This is a genomic window from Gordonia sp. (in: high G+C Gram-positive bacteria) (assembly GCF_047600385.1).
Classification (GTDB): Bacteria; Actinomycetota; Actinomycetes; order Mycobacteriales; family Mycobacteriaceae; genus Gordonia.
Map to the genome: position 1 here is coordinate 253,409 of NZ_JASGKZ010000002.1, position 18,849 is coordinate 272,257.

The following is an 18,849-nucleotide window of genomic DNA, read 5'->3' on the forward strand; positions in this document are numbered from 1 at the left end:
TCGACGAAAGGCGATTCCGCCATGTCCATGACCACCCCCGCCCGCCCGCCGGCGCCGCCCCGCGGCGCGAACCGCGCCGGCTCCGGCGCCCTCCTGCATCTGTGCCGGCGCCTGCACTTCTACGCCGGCGTCCTCGTCGCCCCGTTCCTGCTGATCGCGGCGATCAGCGGCGGCCTCTACGCGCTCGCCCCGTCCGCGGAGAACCTGATCCACCGCGACCTGCTGCACACCGACTCGACCGGGCCGGCCCGGTCCGTCGCCGCCCAGATCGAGGCGGCGCACACCGCGCATCCGGACCTCACCGTGACCGCCGTCCGGCCCGCCGCCTCCCCCGGGGACACCACCCGGGTGCTGTTCGACGACCCGGACCTGCCCGAGTACACGAGTCTGGCGGTGTTCGTCGACCCGGTGACCCTGCGCGTGCAGGGCGACCTCCCGAGCTACGGCAGCAGCGGGTCGCTGCCCGTCCGCACCTGGCTCGACAAGCTCCATCGCGACCTGCACCTCGGCGAGCCCGGACGGCTCTACAGCGAGCTCGCCGCGTCGTGGCTGTGGGTGATCGCCCTGGCCGGGCTGGTGCTGTGGATCGCGACGTACCGCAAGGACCGCCGCAATCGCGGGTCCGGACGGCTGTTCACGGTGGGGCTTCGACGGAGCTCAGACGGCGGAAGGCGAGACTCGACCGGCGAGAGGCGAGGCTCGACCGACAGAACCCGAGGCTCGACCGGCGGGATGCGAAGCGCGGTCGACGGGAGGCGAGGCTCGGCCGCCCGAGTTCGCACGCGGAACTGGCACGGGGTGCTCGGGATCTGGATCGTCGTCGCCCTGGTGTTCCTGTCGGCGACCGGCCTGACCTGGTCGAAGTACGCCGGCGCCCACGTCTCCGAACTCCGGTCGGCGTTGCACTGGACGCAGCCGTCGGTCGGCACCGCGTTGGATCCGGCCACCGCCGATCCCGCCGAACACTCCGCGCACGGGCACGGCGGTCACGGGCACGGCGGTCCCGCGCCGACCGGATCCGCCGAGGTCGCCGCCGCCAACGCGGGCTACGCGGACACCGCGCTCGCCCTGGCCCGCACCGCCGGAGTCGGCCGGGACGAGGCCGTGGAGATCACCGTCCCCGCCGACGAGGCGACCGCGTTCACGGTGACCGAGATCCGCGCGCCGTGGCAGTTCTCCCCGGACACCGCGGTGGCCGATCCCGCGCACGACCGCGTCGTCGCCGTCGACCGGTTCGCCGACTGGCCGCTCGCCGCACAGCTGGCGAACCTGGGGATCGCGCTCCACATGGGTCTGCTGTTCGGCCTGCTCAACCAGCTCGTCCTGTGCGCGATCGCGGTCGCCCTGGTGGCCGTGATCGTCCACGGCTACCGGATGTGGTGGCAGCGACGCCCCCGGGGAACCCGCCGGCCGGGCACGGCGCCGTCCCGCGGCGCCGTGGTCGACCTCGCCACGGGCTCCACCCGGGATCGGGTGTCGCTCGCCGTCGTCGTCCTGGTCGCCGTCGCGGTCGGCCGATTCGTCCCGCTGCTGGGCTGGCCGCTGCTGGCGTTCCTGGCGATCGACGTGGCGCTGGGCCTGATCCGGCGTCAGCGACCCGCGCGGGCGAGCACCTCCAGCACCTGAGCGCTGGCCTCCCAGCCCATGCACCTGTCGGTGACCGACTGCCCGTAGACCAGGTTCTCGGCACCGACCGACTGGGCGCCGGGCACCAGGAAGCTCTCGAGCATCACACCGCTGATCACCGGATCCGCGCCCTCGGCGCGGGCTCCGGCGATCATGTCGGCCACCTCGACGGCGACCCGGGCCTGGCGCTCGTGGTCCTTGCCGGAGTTGGCGTGCGAGCAGTCGAGCATCACCTTGGGCGCCAGCCCGGTGGCGGTCAGCTTCGCCACCGCGGCGGCGACCGAGTCGGCGTCGTAGTTGGGGCCGCCGGTGCCGCCGCGCAGGATCACGTGGCAGTCCTCGTTGCCCGCGGTCTGCACCACGGCGCCGCGGCCGAAGTCGTCGATGCCGAAGAAGGCGTGCGCGCCCGCAGCGGCCTGGACGCCGTCGATCGCGACCTGGACGTTGCCGTCGGTGCCGTTCTTGAAACCGATCGGCATGGACAGTCCCGAGGCGAGCTGACGATGGACCTGAGATTCGGTGGTCCGCGCGCCGATCGCACCCCAGGCGACGGTGTCGGCGATGTACTGCGGGCTGGTCGGCTCCAGGAACTCGCAGCCGACGGGCAGACCGAGGTCGATGACGTCGAGCAGGAGCTTGCGGGCGATGCGCAGACCCTTCTCCACCTGGAACGAGCCGTCCATGTCCGGGTCGTTGATCAGGCCCTTCCAGCCGACCGTCGTCCGCGGCTTCTCGAAGTACACGCGCATGACGATCTTGAGGGTGTCGGAGTACTCGGCGGCGAGCGGTGCGAGGCGGCGGGCGTAGTCGAGGGCGGCGACGGGGTCGTGCACCGAGCACGGTCCGACGACGACGATCAGGCGGTCGTCCCGGCCGGCCAGGATCGCGGCGATCTCCTCGCGGTCGCGGGCGACGACGGCGGCCCGACGGCCGGTGAGCGGAAGCTCGCTGCGCAGGCTGTCGGGCGACGGGATCGGCGAGAACGCCGTGACGCGGGTGTCGTTGGTCGTCGTGCGTTCGACGGCGGCGTCGGGGGCGAGTGTCATAGCGGATGCCTTTCGGGTTGTGCGCTGTGCTGCGTGGCGTGAGGCGGCGACGTTCCCGAGTGAAAGCAGGCTCCGGCCCGGAAACGACGAAAGCAGCGACCGTCGGGTCACTGCTTCGGCTCCGGGTTCGTGCGGCGTGCGCGCGTCAGCGCTTCATCGCAGGCTCTCCCGGAGCCTGGATAAAGCGCCAATAAGCACGCACGGAGTGGATCACGGCGTCGAGGCTAGCACACCGCCGCCGAGCACATCTGTGACCGACGTCTCCGAACATCGGAAATAATACGGACCGTAGTCCGGTTACACTCGTCGACAGTTCGATCAATCCTCTGAACGGAGACCCCCATGCCCAAGCTCATGATCGTCGTCGGCAGTGTTCGCGAAGGCCGCATCGCCCTGCCCATCGCCGAGTGGATCAAGCGGACCGCCGAGGCCGACGGCCGCTTCGAGATCGACTTCGCCGACCTCGCCGAGATCGCCCTGCCGCTGATGGACGAGCCGAACCACCCGCGGGCCCGCCAGTACACCAAGCCGCACACCAAGGAGTGGAGCGCTCGCGTGGAGGCCGCCGACGCCTTCGTGTTCGCCTTCCCCGAGTACAACTTCAGCTACGGCGCCGCGATCAAGAACGCGCTCGACTACCTGTCGATCGAGTGGGACCGCAAGCCGGTGGCCTTCGTGAACTGGGGCGGCAACTCCGGCGGCACCCGCGCGCAGACCGCGCTGCGTCCGGTCGTGACCGCCCTGGGCATGGTCAGCACCCACGGCAGCGTCGAGATGAACATGCCGTTCGGCCAGGTCGACGAGAACGGCGTCTTCACCCCGACCGAGCAGCAGGCCGAGGTGCTGGCATCTCAGCTCGACGAACTGCTCGCCCTCGACCAGGCGCTCCGTCCGCTGCGTCCGCAGGCCTGATCGTCTTCCGGTCTCATCCTTCCCTGCCGGTCATCGGGGCAACGCCAGATCCGCGGCCTCGGTGACCGCCAGGTCGCACGTCTGCCCCCGGCACAGGTAGGCCGCGTCGGCGCCGTCGACCGGACCGCGACCGAGCAGCAGCGGCAGCGAGTCCCGGGTCCCGGCCACGACGACGGCCCCGCCGGGTGCGCGGCGTCGTACCGCGGCGGCCAGGGCGCCGTCGGAGTCGTCGGACTGTGCGACGGCGATCTGCAGCGGACCGGCCGACCGGGCCAGGGCGACGGCCAGCCAGTGCCCCGCCGAGCGCGGCATCCTCTCGATCACCAGACCGGCCCGCGACAGGGTCCGGTCGGCCAGTTCCCGGTACCGGGGCGCCTCCTCGTCCGGGGCGAGCAGCGACGCCGTCAGCAGCGCCTCGGCCATCAGCGAGGCGCCCGCGGGCGTCGCCCCGTCCACCGGATCCCGCGGCCGGGCGATGAGCGATCCGGCGACGGCGTCGTACCAGGAGCCGGGCTCTTCCGGATCGGCGAACTCCTCGATCGCCCGATCAAGCAGGACGAGGGCCCGCTCCCGCCAGCCCGGGGCGCCGGTGACCTGGTGGAGGGCCAGCAGCGCGGTGACGAACGCGGCGTGGTCGTCGAGGGCCGCGACCGGTTCCCCGACCTTCCCGTCGAGCGACGCCCGGCGCAGGACGGGGCGACCGTCGGCGTCGTCGACCAGGTGCGACGACCACAGCGACTCCGCGATCTCGGCGCCCCGCGCCACCCATTCGGGGTGCCCGAGCGTGCTCCCGGCCTCGACGAGGGCGGTGATCGCGAGCGCGTTCCAGACGACCACGACCTTGTCGTCGCGCGCCGGCTGCGGTCGTCGCGCCCGCGCCGCCGACAGCCGGGCGCGCACCGAGGCGAACCGGGCGACGTCGTCCGGGTCGCGGAGCAGTTGCAGCGTCGACGCACCGTGCTCGAAGGTCCCGCGTTCGGTCACCTCGAACAGTTCCGCCGCCCAGGCGCCGTCGTCGGCGCCGAGGACCTCCGTCAGCTGCGCGGGCGTCCAGACGTAGGTGAGCCCCTCGACGCCGTCGGTGTCGGCGTCGAGCGACGACGCGTAACCCCGCCCGGTCCAGAGCGCCGAGTCCAGGAATCCGACGGTCTCCTCCACCACCCGGAGCGCCAACCGTCTTGCTCTCCCCGAGTCCCCTCCGCTCCCCGGATCCCCTTCGCTCCCCGAGTCCCCTCCGTTCCCTGAGCCTGTCGAAGGGATCCGTGCCAGATGCGCGTACGCGCGCAGCAGAAGGGCGTTGTCGTACAGCATCTTCTCGAAGTGCGGCACCACCCAGCCGGCGTCCACCGAGTACCGGGCGAAACCGCCGTCGAGCTGGTCGTAGATGCCGCCGCGAGCCATCGCCGCGCACGCCCGTTCCACCGCGGCTCGCACCGATCGAGCCGCCCCATTCGCAGGTTGAGTCGATGTCTCCGCCGGTTGAGCCGTCCCCTTCGCTGGTTGAGCCGTCCCCTTCGCTGGTTGAGCCGTCCCCTTCGCTGGTTGAGCGAAGTCGAAACCACTCTCCTCCGCCCGCAACAAGGCCTCGAGCAACGACGACGGCGGAAACTTGGGTGCCCCGCCGAAGCCGCCGGCGTCCGGATCCTCCTCGTCGAGCACCCGGGCGACGGCCGCCGCGACCAGCGCGCCGTCGATCACCGGGCCCGGTGGAATCGCGCCGGCGTTCGCCCGCAAATGCGCGGTGACGCTCTCCGAGGCCGCGGCCACCTCGTCACGACGTTCACGCCAGGTCAGCGAGATCGCTTCGAACACCTGCCCGAATCCCGCCTGCCCCGAGCGCGGCACCGGCGGGAAGTAGGTGCCGCAGTAGAACGGCTCGCCGTCGGGCGTGAGGAAGCAGGTCATCGGCCAGCCGCCCTGCCCGGTCATCGCGACGGTCGCGGCCATGTAGATCGCGTCGATGTCGGGGCGTTCCTCGCGGTCGACCTTGATGCACACGAAACCGTCGTTCATCTGTGCGGCCAGCGCCGGATCCTCGAACGACTCGTGCGCCATCACATGGCACCAGTGGCAGGCGGCGTAACCGACCGACAGCAGGATCGGGACGTCGCGTTCGCGGGCTTCGGCGAAGGCGTCGTCGTCCCATTCCCACCAGTGGACGGGGTTGTCCGCGTGCTGGCGGAGGTACGGACTGGTGGCGGAGCCGAGTCGATTGCCCATGGACTCAGCCTAGGCCGCGTGTCACCACGATCCGCCGGTCGGACGCGAGGACCTCTGGATCTCCGCGGCGACGACCTCGGTCCCAGAAGATCCCGGAACCCCGATCCGAACGTTCAGGATCCTGAACATCCCGAGCCTCTCCCATGCGTGATCCTGAATTCGGCGGCGTACGCCGCCTGCAGGTCCCGGTCCGTCCGGGGCGCTGCCCGCGTAACACGACACCGCAAGGAAGTGCCGCAAGATGAAGACGAATGCCATGGTTCTACTCGAGATCGGCAAACCTCTGGAACTCCGCGAGATCGAGTTGGATGCTCCCCGGTCACGCGAGGTCGTCATCGACGTCAAGGCCTCCGGCCTCTGCCATTCCGACCTGCATTTCATGCAGAACGATTTCGGCGTACCGCTGCCCGCGGTCCTGGGCCACGAGGTGGCCGGCGTCGTCTCCCAGGTCGGCTCGGAGGTCACCCGTCTCAAGGTCGGCGATCACGTCGTCACCAACCTGATCTCGGCATGCGGACAGTGCGTGCGATGCCAGCAGGGCGATCAGGTCCGTTGCCTCGACCCCGACGCGGTCCGTCGTCGCCCAGACGAGAAGGCGCGGTACACGCTGGACGGCCGGAACGTTCCGCAGCTCGGCGACATCGGCGGGTTCGCCGAGAAGATCCTGGTCCACGAGCGCAACGCGACCGTCGTCGACGAGACGATCCCGTTCTCCCGCGCGGCGCTCCTCGGCTGTGCCGTCGTCACCGGGGTGGGTGCCGCGAAGAACGGTGCGCCGGTCCGGTTCGGCGACTCCGTCGCGGTGATCGGCTGCGGCGGGGTCGGCCTGAACGTGGTGCAGGGTGCCGCGCTCGCCGGTGCCCGGGAGGTGATCGCCATCGATCTCCACCCGGAGAAGCGGGAGTTGGCGAAGAGGTTCGGTGCCACCGACACCATCGACCCCACCGCGGAAGACGTGCTCGCCCGCGTTCGGGAGATCACGCCGTTCGGCGGCGTGGACATCGCGTTCGAGGTGGTCGGGCTCGAGGAGACGGCGCAGCAGGCGCTGGCGATCACCAACGTCGGCGGCCGAGCGTACGTCCTCGGTGTGATGAAGCCCGGCACCGAGGTCGTGGTGCCGGGTCCGGCGCTGCTCGCGCCGCAGAAGCATCTCGCGGGCAACTACATGGGGTCCACCGTCGCCGACGAGGACATCCCCCTCTATGCCGAGATGTACAACCAGGGTCGGCTGAACCTCGACGACCTGGTGGCCGACGAGATCCGACTCGAAGACGTCAACGAGGCGTACCGGAGGCTCGAGGAAGGCGCGACCGCGCGCAGCGTCATCGTCTTCGACTGACCGTCGTCGACCGCCCGCCTTCGCGGACGACGACGTGAACAGGAGCCGGGCCGACGTCGGCCCGGCTCCGTCGTGTGCGGGTCACAGACGCTAGCGGTCGGTGCCGCCGTCCGGCTGGTCGGTGGAAGCGGTGGCCGACGCCGACGCGGAGGCGCCGTCGTCGGAGACTCCACCCGCCGCGGCTTCGTCGGACACGGTGTCGGTGCCCTCGTCGAACTGCTGGTCCGGCTCCGGATTGGCGGTGTCGAAACTGTCCGGGAGCTTGCGGAGCTGCTTGTTCATCGACCGGATGAGCAGGAAGGTCGCGGCCAGCAGCACGACGATGACGAGCAGCCCGACCGGCGACGCCTTGCCGAATTCGGGCCCCTGGGCCGGCTGGTCGGCGAGCACGACGGCGGCTTCGGTCGCGAGCAGATGGACGGTGTTCACGGTGCCTCGATTCCCGCGAAGAGGTCGGTCTCCGGGATTGCGGTCTGGACCCGGGTCTGGGCCAGTTCGAACTCCTCGGTGGGCCACAGTCGCTGCTGCCATTCGAGGGGCACCGCGAAGAAGAAGCCGTTCGGGTCGATCTGGGTCGCGTGCGCGCGGAGCGCGTCGTCGCGCTGGGGGAAGAACTCCCCGCAGGTCACCTGGGTGGTGACGCGACCCATCAGATCGCCCTGTTCACGTTTCCACTTCGCGAGCCACTCCTTGAAGGGGCTCTCCCGACCGGCCTTCTCGAACTCCTCGGAGAAGCGGAGGATGCGGTCCCGGATGAAGCCGTGCGTGTAGTAGAGCTTCAGCGGTGTCCACGGCTCCCCGGCGTCCGGGTAGGCCACCGGATCTCCCGCGGCGTCGAACGCGGCGACGGAGACCTCGTGGCATTTGATGTGGTCCGGGTGCGGGTATCCGCCGTTCTCGTCGTACGTGATCATCACGTGTGGCTTGAACTCGCGCACCACCTCGACCAGCTTCCCGGTGGCCTCTTCGAGCGGGACCAGCGCGAAGCAGCCTTCGGGCAGCGGCGGGAGCGGGTCGCCCTCGGGCAGACCCGAATCCACGTAGCCGAGCCACGTCTGTTCGACGCCGAGCGCCGCCGCGGCGGCGGCCATCTCCTCCTTGCGGATCTCCGGCAGATTCTCCAGGACACCCGGACGATCCATCGCCGGGTTGAGGATGTCGCCGCGCTCGCCGCCGGTCAGCGTCACGACGAGGACGTCGTGCCCCTCTTCCGCGTATTTGGCCAAGGTCGCGGCCGCCTTGCTGGACTCGTCGTCCGGATGTGCATGCACAGCCATGAGTCGCAGGCGCCCCGTGCTGTCGGTCACGCTTCCTCACCTTCGCTCGGTACTCCCCTACATGGTAGGTATTGACGCGTGAGCAGTTCAGACGGGGTCTCCGACCAGCCGAAACCGCAGAGCCCGATGCCGCAGAGCGGCCCGCGGGCGACATATCCGGTGGAGCAGTCGCAGGCCAGTCGTCGCCGGTGGTTCCTGATCGGTTCGGTGGCCGTCGTCGTCGCGGGCCTCGTGCTGGCGTTCGTCGGATTCAAGCAGTTCGGCGATCCGGAGGTGTCCGGCCAGGCCGTCGGCCACGACGTCCTCGGCTCCGATGCCGTCGCCGTGCAGTACACCGTCAACCGCAAGGATCCGAGCGTGCCGGTCGCGTGCGTCGTCCGCGGCCGCGCCAAGGACGGGGCGGAGGTCGGCCGCCGCGAGGTGCTGATCCCCGCCGGCGAGGTCCAGGTCGCGGCCCGCACCACCGTCTACACCTCCCGACCCGCCGTGATCGGCGAGGTCTTCGGCTGCACCGCTTCGGTGCCCGCCTACCTGCAACCCGATAAGTGAGGTGCCACTCGTGACCGAGGAGCCGACACACTCTGGGCAGCCGGACGTTTCGCGTCCGGCGTCCAAAGCAGTCTTCGCCACCCTGTCCTCCCCCTACTACCCGGTGCTGATGGCCGTCTTCGTCGGCACCATGCTGATCAGCAGCATCGCCGCCACCAAAGGCGTCGGCCTGTTCGACGGCCGGCTCGTCACCGACGGCGCCTTCTTCCTCTTCCCCCTGAGCTACGTCATCGGAGACGTGATCTCCGAGGTGTACGGCTTCAAAGCGATGCGCCGCACCATCTGGACCGGGTTCGGCGTGATGATCCTCGCCTCCCTGGTGTTCACGGCGACCATCGCGCTTCCCCCGCTGGACGGTTACGAGAACCAGGCCGCCCTGGAGGCCGTGGTCGGCGCGGTTCCGCAGCTCGTCGTCGCCAGCCTGGCCGGTTATCTGGTCGGCGAGTTCAGCAACTCCTACGTCCTGGTGAAGATGAAGGAGCGGACCGGCGAGGGCAGGTTGTGGGCCCGGCTCCTCGGATCGACCGTGGTCGGCGAGTTCTTCGACACCCTGGTCTTCTGTGCGATCGCCGCGTCCGTCGTGGGCGTGGAGACGTGGGGCCAGTTCGTCTCCTTCGTCGTGGTCGGGTTCCTGTGGAAGACCCTGGTCGAGGTCGTCGTCATGCCGGCGACGTACTTCGTCGTCGCACGTCTGAAACGGGCCGAGCCGTCGTACGGGGAATCACTCGCTGCGCACTGATCGACGGACGGCACCACGCCTCCCCGCGGGTTCGCCCGAGTGCGTTGAAACACACCGGCTGGTATCCTGGTGGGCGCACGGCTCCGCGAGGGGTCGTGTTGCTGCATTCAGACCGTGATCGACCAGAGCACGCTGAAGTGCAGCAGCACATGAACACGCAGTCCAATGGCGGACAGCAAAGGAGATCCACAATGACCGACACAGGCGTGACCTGGCTGACTCCCGAGTCTGCCCAGCGTCTGAAAGAGGAACTCGATTCGTTGATCGCGAACCGAGAAGTCATTGCTGCGGAGATCAATGAGCGCCGCGAAGAGGGCGACCTCAAGGAGAACGGCGGCTACCACGCAGCCCGCGAGGAGCAGGGCCAGCAGGAAGCTCGGATTCGTCAGCTGCAGGATCTGCTGAACAACGCGAAGATCGGTCAGGCGCCGACCCAGTCGGGTGTGGCACTGCCGGGTTCGGTCGTCACCGTCTACTTCGACGACGACGAGTCCGACACCGAGACCTTCCTCATCGCGACCCGCGAGGAGAGCGTCGCCACCGACCTGGAGGTGTACTCCCCCAGTTCACCGCTCGGCGCCGCCGTCATCGACGCGAAGGTCGGCGAGAGCCGGTCGTACCTGGTGCCCAGCGGGGCCGAGGTGACCGTCACCGTGGTGAAGGCTGAGCCTTACCAGCACTGATACCGCATTCCGGCACACCGTGCCGGTCGAGAGAGCCGGGTCGCAGGTCTACTGCGGCCCGGCTTTCCGCATCCGAGGCGAGGACAGGAGATCCGAGCAGCTGCCGTGCTCCACGTCTTCGTTCTGCGCTGTCGACGTGGTCACCGTGTTCGACGGTGACGGTCGGGCTCTCGCACGGACCTCGTGAACGCCTTCTGAGGCGACCGCTATCGCGATTCGACGGCGGACTCAGAGGAAGCGCCCTCGGCGGCTTCGGCGGCCGGGACCAGTTTGTGAAGTTTCGCCTCCACCCGCGAGATCGCCCGGTCGTTGACCTGTTCGGCCGAGCGTTTGGGCAGACGCACGGTGTCGACGTCCGGCAGCAGATACGACGGCGGGACCTCCAGCGCATGTGCCAGTCGGTAGACCGTCGACATCTGCGGATCCGAGACGTGGGGTGGCCGGTTGCTGGTGCCCCGTTCCAGGTTCGACACCGCGTTGCGGTGCAGACCGCTCCGGTGCGCGAGTTCCTCCTGGGAGTATCCGCGCTGCTTACGCACGGTTACGAGCCGGTTCGCGAGCGAGAAGGCATAGGTGTCCCACTGCAGGTACCCCTCTTCTCGCGACGACACGTTTCCAACATGGTCCACGCACAACGAATTGTCTGCCCACCATGTTGTGCGCTCTGACCTGCGACGAAGCAAGAAGGTTCGCACCGTGTGCGGGCGAGCCGCGAAACTCGTCCCCGTACAGGAATCGACGCTCACTCAGACCGGCGTCGGATGGTCGACGCACACGGTCGGAGGCTTGGCCCGGAGACCTCTCCGGTCAAGTCCAGTTCGGACCGCAGCCGCCGCGCTCAGGTCATCGCCCGATTCACCGATTAGCGGCAGGAAAGCAGACACCGACCAGGAGCACCGCGACCCCGGTGAGGGAGGATCACCGAGGTCAGGCACCGCCACTTCCCTACGAATCACAGGAGGCTGATGCTCAGCGTGGAATTCTTCTGATTGTCGCGCGTGTAAAATCAAGTACTCGCGCACAGATCTCGCCAGGATTCGCAGACGACGAACTCGATTTCATCACGATCGTATTCACAGCAGCCCGTCCAGAGTGAACATAGGAATCACAGTCGAAACCGCCCTGAAGCCGATGCATGCCGACTATTCTCCCTTCGATCACGATATCCGGCATCCAGATATCCGCAGAAACACTCTTGAGGCGCTTGTCAAAATCAAGCCCACGTGAATTACCGACGATCTGCGAAACCGTCCACCCCTTCACTGCACTCGACGAGTACTTCCAGACGCACCCTCGAAGTGTTTGCCCATCAGTCCCAGCCGCATCCCTGACGCTTGAAGCATCTACTTCCAACTCTGCCAACTCAACAGATGACAGCGCAGTACATGGCTCGTACTCACTTCCTCCGTTGGCTTCACTCCACCGGTTCGGGTGCACAGTATCGAAGGGCAGTCGACGACCATTCGAATCAGTCTGGCGAATCACCCGAGGTCGAATTTCTGAATTCCCCCTGGAAGAAAAAACATCACCACGATGACGATCGCCATCACATGAGCATAAAGCCATCAAAATAATTACAATTCCGATGCGCAATCCACGAAGTTTGATTATCGACCCCGGAATGCAATCACCATTAATCGACATCTTCATTGATCGGCGATTTCATAGCTAGTCGCCGCGCTACCACATCTCGCAGAGAGCACACGGGCCGATTCTCCCATAACCCGAATTTCCTCCGCGCCTGCAATGCAGATGTTGCGCAACTGATGATAGAGATCAGCTCCCTCAATACAGTCGACTCCGAAATCATTCCTCACCAGAACCGAACGAAGGTCACTAACTAATTTCTCCAATTCACCCGCCGTGACCTCTGCCGCCTTCGCACGTTCACGCCATGCTTGAGCTACCGATACCACCTCACCGCTCACGTCATCCCCCTTACATCGTCGATTCAGTTCAAGGACCGCACTGGAGACCGATTCCCCCGGTACCGGCCTCCAGCGCGGCTCCCCCACACCCGCGAAGCCGCCATCCCCCGACCGCATGGCCACCCCACGGGTTCCCGAACGACCGAAGGGAGTCACATTCGGCGACTGCTTCGATCGTTCTCAATAATTAGACGCCAGAAAACACGATCCGGTTCCCTGTCTCGAAAAAATATTTCCCGATGAGTTCACGAAACCTGCCGCTAGCTGGGATTTTTTAACTCGATTCACCATCGAATCTCATGAGACAGATCAAGGATTTCATCCAATCCAGAGACAAAGAAGAAAATTCATTCCAACACCGAATCGGAATCGTCTCATCGTAAATCACATTCATTGGGGTACGCGGGCGATAAAATCTCACGTCGAGGACGCCCGACCAAGCAGCCGGATAAGTCGGCTATAATCTTGGCGACTACACGAACCAGTGACAGCTCAGCGTGGAATACGGCCGGGATATCCTCTGCGGTCGACACGCACTCGACCAGTGCGTATCCGATCCACGATGCCAGGATGGTGATCGCTCGGAAGACCGCGGACTGGGAGCAGTCGAAGTACTCAGCCAACTCGACCTGACGGGTTTTCCAGCATAGATAGACGACCGTGATCCGAACAATCGTGAACAATCCCAGTTAAGGCGAAAGTCAGCCCCCTTCCCGTTTTCATCGCCGATTCGTGAACGAGTACAACGATCTCGATCAGGTCATGTCAGCCCATTCCCGTGGTAGCACGTATAGCGGCGGCAATATTTCGTGGGACAGTTTTGTAGCGAATCCATTCCACCCGAGGGTTTGCCGCCTCCTGTTATCGCGAGCCGTCGATCGCAGTAGCAATGGGATCAAATCGCCCGAATAAGCCTGAGGTTTTCATTACTGGAATTCCACCTATCATACGAATTCATCAGTTGATGACACTCAACCATTCGGAAAACATGACCCCAGAAAGAGTACCGCACATTACGGTATCGCCACACCTCAACACTCGACTCCGAGTGAAGTGTCAAATCTTGGTCAACGAGGAATCATACTGATCGTTGCACGCGTGAATGCTATCGCTCGATCGCAGACTCCACCGACTTTCTCCCCCGAAATACCATGGCGAATCACCAGGGTAGAAACACCGGCATGACCAGACTGCACATAAGTCATACACTCACCAAGATCTCTAGACTCGGTGACCCCAACCGTCCGACCAGATATTAGAAGGTCCGGATGCCAATAGTCTGTCGAGTACTTATGTTTATAGTTTTCAAGACTCTCAGAATTCGCGACAACCTGAGCTATGCTCCACCTATTCCGATCTCTCATTCGATACCGCCAACGGCACCCCCGAAGAGTCTGCCCATCGGTGCCCGCAGCATCTTCCACAGAACTCGAATCAATTCCCAGGACGTAGAGATTCGATGAATCAAGTGCGGTACATGGCTCATATCGAGTGCCATCATTAGAGTTGTTCCAGCGCTTCGTAAAGGTCGACTTGAACGGTAATTCACTAGACTTTACGTTCCTTGACACCGATCCTCCTGACGTGATATCGACAGCACCATTCGGCAATGACACTCGAGCTTGACCACACCCTGAAAGAAAAGAGAGAATAATGAATCCGTAGATGGTAGTTCGTAAATAAAGAAATTCTCCACTACGCGCCATCGGCAACGCCGTAAGCCTCAGATGCCCGAATACATCGACGTGCGATATTCTTCAAATAATCCACTTCGGTTCGCATTCCCAAACGCCAGTCCACGGCAATAGCCGATAATTGCTTGAATAGCTCCTCGCCTTCAATGCAATCGAGTCCAAGCTGATTATTCCGTAGAGTACTCGCGACTGCTTCGACTAACCCGTCAAGCTCATCCGCTGCATCATTCGCAGCCTTTGCACGCGCACGCCATGCTTCGCCTACCGATACCACTTCCCCGCTCATACCATCCCCCCTCATATCGTCGATTCAGTTCAGGGATCGTGCTGGAGACCGATTCCCGGCCTCCAGCACGACTCCCCACCCCGTGGAGCCGCCATCCCCCGACCGCACGGCCGCTCCACGGGTTCCCGAACGGTCGAGGGCCACCACACCAGGCGAGCACTTCAACCGTTCTCAATGATTAGACGTCAGAACGCGCGATCTGGTTCCATATTTCACAGAATCGAGTCCACCCGAAGTCATGAAACCCGTTGCAAGCTGGCGGTTTTCGATTAGATTCATTACCGAATCAGATGTCGGCATCCAACTGCCGGCCCCGCGGACATCCGGATTCATCGGCTTCTCCCACCCCGTCGTCCACGAGATCCCGACCGAATCCATTGAGACGAATCGAGCGTTCCATCCAATCCAGAGGCACAGGGCACATCAATTCCACTTTCCACCATCGGATAAGGGTCGTCCCGCCGGCAACAGGGCGCCACGATGCACATGACCGACACAGCCGAGTTCAGCGTGGCATCCTGCTCACCGTAGCCCTCGTGAATTCGATTGCGCGACCACAGGCCTCGTCGATGGGCCGCCGCTCATCACCGAGATGAATCACCAGCGTATGAACACCAGCAGTACCTGATTGCACGTAGGTCATGCACTCATCGACATCTGTCGACTCCCGAACACCGACAGGCCGCCCCTCGATCGAAACATCTCTCCGCCACGGCCACGAGGAATACTTGATCTTATAGGCTTCGAGGCTCTTGGAATTTCCCACGGCCTGCGTAATGCTCCATCGTGATTCATCATCGAAACTTTCCCGACGATATTTCCATGCGCAGCCTCGCGCCGTCTGACCGGAGGTCCTCGCAGCGTCTCGCACGGTATCGGGATCGACGCCCAAGCCACTGATCTCACGACTAGTCAGAGCATTGCAGGGTTCGTATTCCGTTCCCATGTTGCGCGAGTTCCAACGGTCCTCGATGGTCGGAACGAAGGGCAACGATCGAGAGGCCTGTCCACGATCGGAAGTAACACCGCTCGGATTACCGTCCACCACGGCACCACAAGCACCCAACAGGCAGATCCCGATGATGATGACAAAGGCGCCACCGAAAGAACGACGTCCCCGGACCATACGACCGACCTCGACTACTCGTCCGAAGCAGCGTACGCCGCCACCGACCGTCGACAGTCGCTTGCGAGAGTCTTCACTGACATCACCAGCGTGTGCGCTTCAGCCCGCCAGACCGAAAGAAGCTCCTTGGCGCCGTCGAACAACGAGACGCCTTCGACACAGTCGACACCGTAGTCGTTCGCCGTCAGTATGAGTCTCGAATCCTCGATCAGCCGGTCCAGCTCATCCGCCGCGCGGTCCGCGGTCTTCGCCCGCTCCGACCCCGCCGACACCGCTTCGCTCACGCCGCCCCCTCACGTCGTCGATTCGATGCAGGGACTGCACTGGAGACCGGATCCCCCGATGCCGGCCTCCAGCACAGCTCCCCCGTACCCGGAGCGCCGCGAATCCCCCGATCGTGCGGCCGCTGTCCGGGTACCCGAACGACCGAAGGCTGTCACTCCCGGCGACCACTTCGATCGTTCTCAATAATTAGACGTCAGAAAGTGTGCTCCGGTTCCAGGTTTTTCAAAAATTTTTGCTCCGAGATTCGCGAAACCCCTTGCGAGCAGCGATGTTTCGGCTCGATTCACAGTTGAATCCAGAGGCGATCACGCGCTGGGAAGGCCGGGGACCGCGACTTTTCGAACACCATGATGTTCACTGGCTGGACCAGCCCGGACAGCACGACCGCAGAGCTGCAGAGCCGCTGACACGACGGAACCCGGCAGGTCACCGACCCGCCGGGTTCCGGCTCGTATCACCCGATCACGCACGACCGCGGACGCACTCCCGCACGGCGCACCGCCCGAAGCACGCCTTCAACAGCATGTCTTCGGCAACGCACCCTCCACGGCGCACGAGGTCAGCGCAACGCCTGCTCCACATCCGCGATCAGGTCGTCGGCGTCCTCGATGCCCACCGACAGCCGGACCAGGTCGTCCGGCACCTCGAGCAGCGAACCCGCCGTGGAGGCGTGCGTCATCGCACCCGGGTGCTCGATCAGCGATTCGATGCCGCCGAGCGACTCGGCGAGCGTGAAGATCTCGGTCCGCGCACAGAAGTCCAGCGCCGCCTCACGACCGCCCGCCAGCCGCACGGAGATCATGCCGCCGTACCGTCGCATTTGGCGCGCGGCGGCGTCGTGCCCGGGGTGATCGTCGAGCCCCGGGTACAGGACGGACGACACCTTGGGGCTGGCGGAGAGCACCTCGACCAGCTTCTCCGCGTTGTCGCTGTGCCGGTCCATCCGGACGGCGAGCGTCTTGATGCCGCGCAGCGTGAGGTAGGCGTCGAACGGTCCGGGCACCGCGCCCGCGCCGTTCTGCAGGAAGGCGATGTCGGCATCGAACTGCTCGTCGTTCGTCACGAGCGCTCCGCCGACCACGTCCGAGTGCCCGCCCAGGTACTTGGTGGTCGAATGCACGACGACGTCGGCGCCGAGGTCGAGCGGCTGCTGCAGGTACGGGGTGGCGAAGGTGTTGTCCACCACCAGTTTCGCGCCGCCGGCGTGGGCGACGTCCGCGATCGCGGCGACGTCGCCGACGTTCAGCAGCGGGTTGGTGGGCGTCTCCACCCACACCAGCTTGGTCTTCGGGGTGATCGCCGCGGTGATCGCCTCGACGTCGACCACGGGCGCGACCGAGTAGTCGATCCCCCACTGCGAGAACACCTTGTCGATCAGTCGGAACGTGCCGCCGTAGGCGTCGTTCGGGATGACGAGGTGGTCGCCGGGACGCAGTCCCGCACGCAGGATCGCGTCGGTGGCGGCCATGCCCGACGAGAACGCCCGCCCGTACGCACCGTTCTCCAGTGCCGCGATGTTCGCTTCGAGGACCCGGCGCGTGGGGTTGCCGGTCCGCGAGTACTCGAAGCCGTCGCGCATGCCGCCGACGCCGTCCTGCGCGAACGTCGACGACGCGTAGATCGGTACGTTCACCGCGCCCGTGCGACCGTCGGGCTCCCAGCCCGCATGGATCGCCTTGGTCGAGAAGCCGTCGTTCGAATGGTCGCTCACTTGCTGTCCTCACGAGTCGGGAGCGGGTGGTTGCTGGCGTAGGCGAGCAGATCGTGGCGGGTGATCACGCCGATCGGCTTGCCGTCCTCCACCACCATCAACGCATTGGAGGTGCTCAAAGCTTCCATGGCCGCCGACACGGGTTCGCCGGAGCCGATCATCGGGAACGCCTTGCCCATGTGCGACGACACCGGGTCGGCGAGCGAAGCCCGCCCCTCGAACACCGCCGACAGCAGGTCGCGCTCGTTCACCGAACCGGCGACCTCACCGGCCACGACCGGCGGTTCGGCGCCGACGACGGGCATTCTGCGAGACCCCGTACTCGCGCAGGATCTCGATCGCATCGCGCAGGGTCTCCTGCGGGTGCGTGTGCACCAGATCCGGCAGCGCACCGGTCTTCCCGCGCAGCACCTGGCCCACCGTCGACTCCGGCTTGTCCCCCTCCAGCGGCGTCCGCAGGAATCCGTAGCTGCTCATCCAGTCGTCGTTGAAGATCTTCGACAGGTATCCGCGACCGCCGTCCGGCAGCAGGACGACGACCACCGCGTCCGGCCCCTCGCGTTCGGCGACCTCCAGGGCGGCGACGACGGCCATGCCGCACGATCCGCCGACCAGCAGGCCCTCCTCCCGCGCCAGTCGCCGGGTCATCTCGAACGAGTCGGCGTCGGAGACCGCGATGATCTCGTCGGGCACGGTCGGGTCGTAGGCGTCCGGCCAGAAGTCCTCGCCGACGCCCTCGACCAGGTACGGCCGACCCGAACCGCCCGAGTAGACCGATCCCTCCGGGTCCACGCCGACCACCTTGACACGCCCCTGGGACACCTCCTTGAGGTAGCGGCCGGTGCCGGTGATGGTGCCGCCGGTGCCGACGCCCGCGACGAAGTGCGTCACCGTGCCCTCGGTGTCCTTCCAGATCTCCGGGCCGGTGGTCTCGTAGTGGCTGCGCGGACCGTTCGGGTTCGCGTACTGGTTCGGCTTCCACGCGCCCTCGATCTCCTGCACCAGGCGGTCGGAGACGTTGTAGTAGCTGTCCGGGTGCTCCGGCGGCACCGCGGTGGGGCACACCACGACCTGAGCGCCGTACGCGCGCAGCACGTTCCGCTTGTCCTCGGCCACCTTGTCCGGGCACACGAACACGCACTTGTAGCCGCGCTGCTGCGCCACCAGCGCCAGCCCCACACCGGTGTTGCCCGACGTCGGCTCGACGATGGTGCCGCCCGGCTTGAGCTCGCCGGAGGCCTCGGCGGCGTCGATCATCCTCGTCGCGATGCGGTCCTTGGAACTGCCGCCGGGATTGAGATACTCGAGTTTGGCGGCGACCAGACCGGCTCCCGGCTTGGCGACCGAGTTGAGTTTGACCAGCGGCGTGTTTCCGACCAGGTCGACGACGTGATTCGCGATACGCATGCCTCCTATCGTGGCACTCTC

18 protein-coding genes and 1 pseudogene are annotated in these 18,849 nt (G+C 65.7%); 6 read left to right on the forward strand and 13 right to left on the reverse strand.

The genetic code is table 11. The features are described 5' to 3' along the window. Positions 1–27 precede the first annotated feature (27 nt). Positions 28–1,626 carry a PepSY-associated TM helix domain-containing protein gene (locus tag QM809_RS18690; protein ID WP_415047457.1) on the forward strand — a complete coding sequence of 533 codons (1,599 nt, stop codon included), beginning with the start codon at positions 28–30 and terminating at the stop codon, positions 1,624–1,626. Here QM809_RS18690 and QM809_RS18695 read toward each other — a convergent pair. Continuing rightward, complete coding sequence (locus tag QM809_RS18695) at positions 1,590–2,672, reverse strand: 3-deoxy-7-phosphoheptulonate synthase (RefSeq protein ID WP_415047352.1); 1,083 nt, start codon at positions 2,670–2,672, stop codon at positions 1,590–1,592. The two genes, QM809_RS18690 and QM809_RS18695, sit on opposite strands and share 37 nt — an antisense overlap. 342 nt (positions 2,673–3,014) lie before the next feature. On the opposite strand from QM809_RS18695, the gene QM809_RS18700 reads away from it, so the two are divergent. Continuing rightward, on the forward strand, positions 3,015–3,584 hold the full coding sequence (locus QM809_RS18700) for an NADPH-dependent FMN reductase (RefSeq protein WP_415047353.1): 570 nt from the start codon (positions 3,015–3,017) through the stop codon (positions 3,582–3,584). 30 nt (positions 3,585–3,614) lie between these two features. Here the strand turns inward: QM809_RS18700 and QM809_RS18705 are convergent, their stop codons facing one another. After that, positions 3,615–5,804 (reverse strand): thioredoxin domain-containing protein, encoded by a 2,190-nt coding sequence (locus QM809_RS18705; RefSeq protein WP_415047354.1) that lies wholly within the window; start codon positions 5,802–5,804, stop codon positions 3,615–3,617. A gap of 241 nt (positions 5,805–6,045) precedes the next feature. Here QM809_RS18705 and QM809_RS18710 point away from each other — a divergent pair, with 241 nt between their 5' ends. Further along, positions 6,046–7,143, forward strand: coding sequence for a zinc-binding dehydrogenase (locus QM809_RS18710; protein WP_415047355.1), 1,098 nt, complete (start codon positions 6,046–6,048; stop codon positions 7,141–7,143). A gap of 90 nt (positions 7,144–7,233) precedes the next feature. On the opposite strand, the gene QM809_RS18715 is transcribed toward QM809_RS18710, so the two are convergent. Both QM809_RS18715 and mca read right to left on the reverse strand, forming a co-directional pair. Beyond that, complete coding sequence (locus tag QM809_RS18715) at positions 7,234–7,572, reverse strand: hypothetical protein (RefSeq protein ID WP_415047356.1); 339 nt, start codon at positions 7,570–7,572, stop codon at positions 7,234–7,236. Further along, positions 7,569–8,420, reverse strand: coding sequence for a mycothiol conjugate amidase Mca (gene mca / locus QM809_RS18720; protein WP_415047357.1), 852 nt, complete (start codon positions 8,418–8,420; stop codon positions 7,569–7,571). Before mca ends, QM809_RS18715 begins: the two co-directional genes overlap by 4 nt. 78 nt (positions 8,421–8,498) lie before the next feature. Here mca and QM809_RS18725 point away from each other — a divergent pair, with 78 nt between their 5' ends. The 3 genes from QM809_RS18725 (at position 8,499) to greA (ending at position 10,391) form a co-directional block, all read left to right on the forward strand. After that, entirely contained in the window at positions 8,499–8,969 is a 471-nt protein-coding gene (locus QM809_RS18725) for a DUF4307 domain-containing protein (protein WP_415047358.1), read from the forward strand. A 109-nt stretch (positions 8,970–9,078) separates the two neighbouring features. After that, the gene (locus QM809_RS18730) at positions 9,079–9,708 is read left to right on the forward strand and encodes a queuosine precursor transporter (RefSeq protein ID WP_415047359.1); all 630 of its coding nucleotides are present in this window, start codon (positions 9,079–9,081) and stop codon (positions 9,706–9,708) included. Positions 9,709–9,899: 191 nt separating this feature from the next. After that, a complete protein-coding gene (greA, locus tag QM809_RS18735; protein ID WP_415047458.1) occupies positions 9,900–10,391 on the forward strand; it encodes a transcription elongation factor GreA in 492 nt (163 codons plus the stop codon). A gap of 206 nt (positions 10,392–10,597) precedes the next feature. On the opposite strand, the gene QM809_RS18740 is transcribed toward greA, so the two are convergent. The 9 genes and pseudogenes from QM809_RS18740 to QM809_RS18780 form a co-directional block, all read right to left on the reverse strand. Continuing rightward, positions 10,598–11,002, reverse strand: a complete 405-nt coding sequence (locus tag QM809_RS18740; RefSeq protein WP_415047360.1) for a helix-turn-helix domain-containing protein — start codon at positions 11,000–11,002, stop codon at positions 10,598–10,600. 358 nt (positions 11,003–11,360) lie between these two features. After that, positions 11,361–12,041: a DUF3558 family protein gene (locus QM809_RS18745; RefSeq protein WP_415047361.1), complete on the reverse strand. Its 681-nt coding sequence runs from the start codon at positions 12,039–12,041 to the stop codon at positions 11,361–11,363. Next, entirely contained in the window at positions 12,038–12,319 is a 282-nt protein-coding gene (locus tag QM809_RS18750) for a hypothetical protein (RefSeq protein WP_415047362.1), read from the reverse strand. Before QM809_RS18750 ends, QM809_RS18745 begins: the two co-directional genes overlap by 4 nt. A 1,067-nt stretch (positions 12,320–13,386) precedes the next feature. Further along, positions 13,387–14,025, reverse strand: coding sequence for a DUF3558 family protein (locus QM809_RS18755; protein WP_415047363.1), 639 nt, complete (start codon positions 14,023–14,025; stop codon positions 13,387–13,389). Continuing rightward, positions 14,015–14,299 (reverse strand): hypothetical protein, encoded by a 285-nt coding sequence (locus QM809_RS18760; RefSeq protein ID WP_415047364.1) that lies wholly within the window; start codon positions 14,297–14,299, stop codon positions 14,015–14,017. Before QM809_RS18760 ends, QM809_RS18755 begins: the two co-directional genes overlap by 11 nt. 505 nt (positions 14,300–14,804) lie before the next feature. After that, positions 14,805–15,425, reverse strand: a complete 621-nt coding sequence (locus tag QM809_RS18765) for a DUF3558 domain-containing protein (protein WP_415047365.1) — start codon at positions 15,423–15,425, stop codon at positions 14,805–14,807. Between the two features lie 14 nt (positions 15,426–15,439). Further along, positions 15,440–15,709: a hypothetical protein gene (locus tag QM809_RS18770; RefSeq protein WP_415047366.1), complete on the reverse strand. Its 270-nt coding sequence runs from the start codon at positions 15,707–15,709 to the stop codon at positions 15,440–15,442. A 560-nt stretch (positions 15,710–16,269) separates the two neighbouring features. After that, the gene (locus QM809_RS18775) at positions 16,270–17,421 is read right to left on the reverse strand and encodes a cystathionine gamma-synthase (RefSeq protein ID WP_415047367.1); all 1,152 of its coding nucleotides are present in this window, start codon (positions 17,419–17,421) and stop codon (positions 16,270–16,272) included. Next, a pseudogene (locus QM809_RS18780) lies at positions 17,418–18,828 on the reverse strand (cystathionine beta-synthase). The gene QM809_RS18775 and the pseudogene QM809_RS18780 overlap by 4 nt, the downstream one beginning before the upstream one ends. Between the last annotated feature and the right edge of the window lie 21 nt (positions 18,829–18,849).

What these genes read in the sequence shown, in the direction of transcription:
- QM809_RS18690 (WP_415047457.1), top strand. Translation starts at nt 28, where the DNA reads ATGACCACCCCCGCCCGCCCGCCGGCGCCGCCCCGCGGCGCGAACCGC.
- QM809_RS18695 (WP_415047352.1), bottom strand. Translation starts at nt 2,672, where the DNA reads ATGACACTCGCCCCCGACGCCGCCGTCGAACGCACGACGACCAACGAC.
- QM809_RS18700 (WP_415047353.1), top strand. Translation starts at nt 3,015, where the DNA reads ATGCCCAAGCTCATGATCGTCGTCGGCAGTGTTCGCGAAGGCCGCATC.
- QM809_RS18705 (WP_415047354.1), bottom strand. Translation starts at nt 5,804, where the DNA reads ATGGGCAATCGACTCGGCTCCGCCACCAGTCCGTACCTCCGCCAGCAC.
- QM809_RS18710 (WP_415047355.1), top strand. Translation starts at nt 6,046, where the DNA reads ATGAAGACGAATGCCATGGTTCTACTCGAGATCGGCAAACCTCTGGAA.
- mca (WP_415047357.1), bottom strand. Translation starts at nt 8,420, where the DNA reads ATGGCTGTGCATGCACATCCGGACGACGAGTCCAGCAAGGCGGCCGCG.
- QM809_RS18730 (WP_415047359.1), top strand. Translation starts at nt 9,079, where the DNA reads ATGGCCGTCTTCGTCGGCACCATGCTGATCAGCAGCATCGCCGCCACC.
- greA (WP_415047458.1), top strand. Translation starts at nt 9,900, where the DNA reads ATGACCGACACAGGCGTGACCTGGCTGACTCCCGAGTCTGCCCAGCGT.
- QM809_RS18745 (WP_415047361.1), bottom strand. Translation starts at nt 12,041, where the DNA reads ATGAAGATGTCGATTAATGGTGATTGCATTCCGGGGTCGATAATCAAA.
- QM809_RS18755 (WP_415047363.1), bottom strand. Translation starts at nt 14,025, where the DNA reads ATGGCGCGTAGTGGAGAATTTCTTTATTTACGAACTACCATCTACGGA.
- QM809_RS18760 (WP_415047364.1), bottom strand. Translation starts at nt 14,299, where the DNA reads ATGAGCGGGGAAGTGGTATCGGTAGGCGAAGCATGGCGTGCGCGTGCA.
- QM809_RS18765 (WP_415047365.1), bottom strand. Translation starts at nt 15,425, where the DNA reads ATGGTCCGGGGACGTCGTTCTTTCGGTGGCGCCTTTGTCATCATCATC.